The organism is Rhizobium sp. P1_E6 (assembly GCF_056405875.1).
On sequence record NZ_JBFUBG010000212.1, the window covers coordinates 1 to 2,759 of the forward strand.

The 2,759-nt window shown below is 58.7% G+C and carries 2 protein-coding genes; both read left to right on the forward strand.

Going from position 1 to position 2,759, the window contains the following annotated elements; translation table 11 throughout:
• Window positions 1-242 precede the first annotated feature (242 nt).
• Window positions 243-1,217, forward strand: coding sequence for an autoinducer 2 ABC transporter substrate-binding protein (locus AC1D35_RS35390; protein WP_113298873.1), 975 nt, complete (start codon window positions 243-245; stop codon window positions 1,215-1,217).
• 114 nt (window positions 1,218-1,331) lie between these two features.
• A partial coding sequence (locus AC1D35_RS35395) for a sugar ABC transporter ATP-binding protein (RefSeq protein WP_477942603.1) occupies window positions 1,332-2,759 on the forward strand: 1,428 nt, incomplete at its 3' end.

The window sequence follows — 2,759 nt, forward strand, 5'->3', positions numbered from 1 at the left end:
CCGAATCTCCTCACCGATCTTCACTATCTAGAACAATCGAACCTCTTGACGAAAGGCCTTTTAGTGATATGGTTATTGCACCATCGATTGTGCAAGAAAGCAATAACGATTGTGCAAAGGATGGGCGCTTTGAGGAAAGYGGCAGGGGAGGAGGTTCTATCATGGAGCCGAAAACGCTTAGCACACAAGCATGGGGCTCGTGTGGCGCATCTCCTTTGACCGTGTTTGGAGGAGGAAAATCCATGAAGAGAATGCTCGCAGTCACGCTCGGCCTCTCGCTGACACTTCTCGCATCCGTCGCCTTCGCTGGACCAAAGATCGGTGTTGTGGTGAAGATCGGCGGTATCCCGTGGTTCAATGCCATGGAGGCCGGCATTAAGGAGCAGAGCAGCAAGCTCGGTGTCGAAGGCTTCATGGTCGGTCCGACCAGTGCCGATCCGGCTCTTCAGGTTCGTGCTATCGAAGACCTGATCGCCCAGAAGGTCGACTTCATCGGTGTCGTACCCAACGACGCCAAGGTTCTGGAGCCGGTTCTCAAGAAGGCCCAGGAAGCCGGAATCAAGGTCATCACCCATGAATCGCCGAAGCAGGTCGGCGCTGACTGGGACTTCGAACTTGCTTCCGCCAAGGGCTTTGGCGAAGCGCATGGCAAGCTCCTTGCAGAAAAGATGGGTGGCAAGGGCTCTTATGCGGTCTTCGTTGGATCGCTGACCGTTCCGCTGCACAATGCCTGGGCTGATGCCGCTATCGCATACATAAAAGCGAATTATCCTGATATGAAGCTCGTCGGCGACCGCTACGGCGTTGCCGAGGACGTCGACAAGAGCCGCTCGACGGCTCTCGACCTGATGGCCGCGAACGCCGACCTCAAGGGCTTCCTGGCATTCGGTTCGCAGGGTCCAATCGGTGCTGGTCGCGCCGTAGAAGAGCGTCGCAAGGACGGCAAGGTGTTCGTGATCGGTCCGTTCTCGCCAGGGCAGGGCGCCAAGCTCATCAAGTCGGGTGCTCTGACCGGCGGGTTCATGTGGAATCCCAAACAAGCCGGCGAGGTCTTCGTGACCCTTGCGGACCGTATCTCCAAGGGCGAAGTTCCCAAGGCCGGTGATGACATCGAAGGTCTCGGAAAGATCAACCCCGAAGGCAACACGATCATCGTCGACCAGCTTTTGACCATCAACAAGGAAAGCATCGACAAGCTGGTCGCCATGGGCCTCTGACCCTCCCCAAGCCCAGGCCGGGGTCGCGTGGGACATGCTCCTCGCGACCCCCCAATCGAGATTTTAGGCACCTGCGCACCCCGCCGAGCGGGCGGCTGATCAGGGGGATATGCTATGAGCGCTGTACCGCTCCTTTCACTCAAGAATATCAAAGTTACGTTTGGCGGTGTGCGGGCTCTGAAAGGGGTCTCGTTCGAGGTCAATCCCGGCGAGGTGCATTGCCTTGCAGGTGAGAACGGCTGCGGCAAGAGCACGCTGATCAAGGTCATCACTGGCGTTTATAAGCCGCAGGATGGTGCCGAATTCCTTTTCGACGGCCAGCCAATCACGGCAATGACACCGACGCTGGCGCAATCGCTGGGTATTCAGGTCATCTGGCAGGACCTCGCGCTTTTCCCGGAGATGACCGTCGCCGAAAACATCGGGTTTCAGTACGCGGTCAACGGAAAGTACGGCCTGGTCGATAAGCGGAAGATTGTGGATGCGGCCGAAAAGGCACTGGCGCGGCTCGGTGTCAGCATCGACCTTCATAAGCCGCTCAAGGAATTGCCGATCGCGCAACGCCAGATCGTCGCCATCGCCCGCGCCTTGGTCGGCGAAGCTCGACTGGTCTTCATGGATGAGCCGACCGCATCGCTGACACAGTCCGAAACCGACTACCTGATCGACATCGTTCGACACCTCTCGGCATCCGGTGTCGCGGTCGTTTTTGTTTCGCATCGTCTTGCGGAAGTACTCGAGATTTCCGATCGAATGACCGTTCTTCGCGACGGCTCGCTCGTCGGCGTTTTCCCGGGAGAGGGGATGACCCAGTCCCGCGTGACGGAGCTTATGACGGGCCGGAATTTCGACAGTTCCGTGATTGCCGCCGACCATGACGACGCAAGCGTCATCCTCTCCGTCCGCGGGCTCACTCGCGCAAGGGAGTTCGAGGACATCACGTTTGACCTGCGTCGCGGTGAGACCCTTGGAATAACCGGCCTGTTGGGTGCTGGCCGTACTGAACTTGCGCTGACGATCTTCGGTATGCACCGCCCTCAAGCGGGTGAAATCACCATCGAGGGCAAGCGCGCTCACTTTGGCTCCAACCGAGACGCCATCCGCGCGGGCATTGCCTATCTCTCCGAAGATCGGCTGTCACTCGGCCTCAACCAGCCGCAGTCAATCGCTGACAACCTGGTCATGTCATCGCTCGATAAGCTTCTGTCGGGCGGCATGATCTCGCCGCCCAAGAAGGCGAGCGTGGTCGACCATTGGATTAAGGCGCTGGGCATTAAGATTGGCACGCCGGATGACCCGATTCGAACACTCTCCGGCGGCAACCAACAACGCGTGGCAATCGCCAAGTGGCTGGCCATCGGTCCCAAGATTTTGATCCTCGATGCGCCAACCGTTGGCGTCGATGTCGGTGCCCGCGCTGGCATCTTCGAGATCGTGCGCAAGTTGGCGGCCCAGGGCCTGGCGATCATCCTGATCTCCGACGAACCCCCCGAGGTGTATTTCAACGCCGACCGCATCATTCACATGGTGGAAGGCAAAATC

What these genes read in the sequence shown, in the direction of transcription:
- AC1D35_RS35390 (WP_113298873.1), top strand. Translation starts at nt 243, where the DNA reads ATGAAGAGAATGCTCGCAGTCACGCTCGGCCTCTCGCTGACACTTCTC.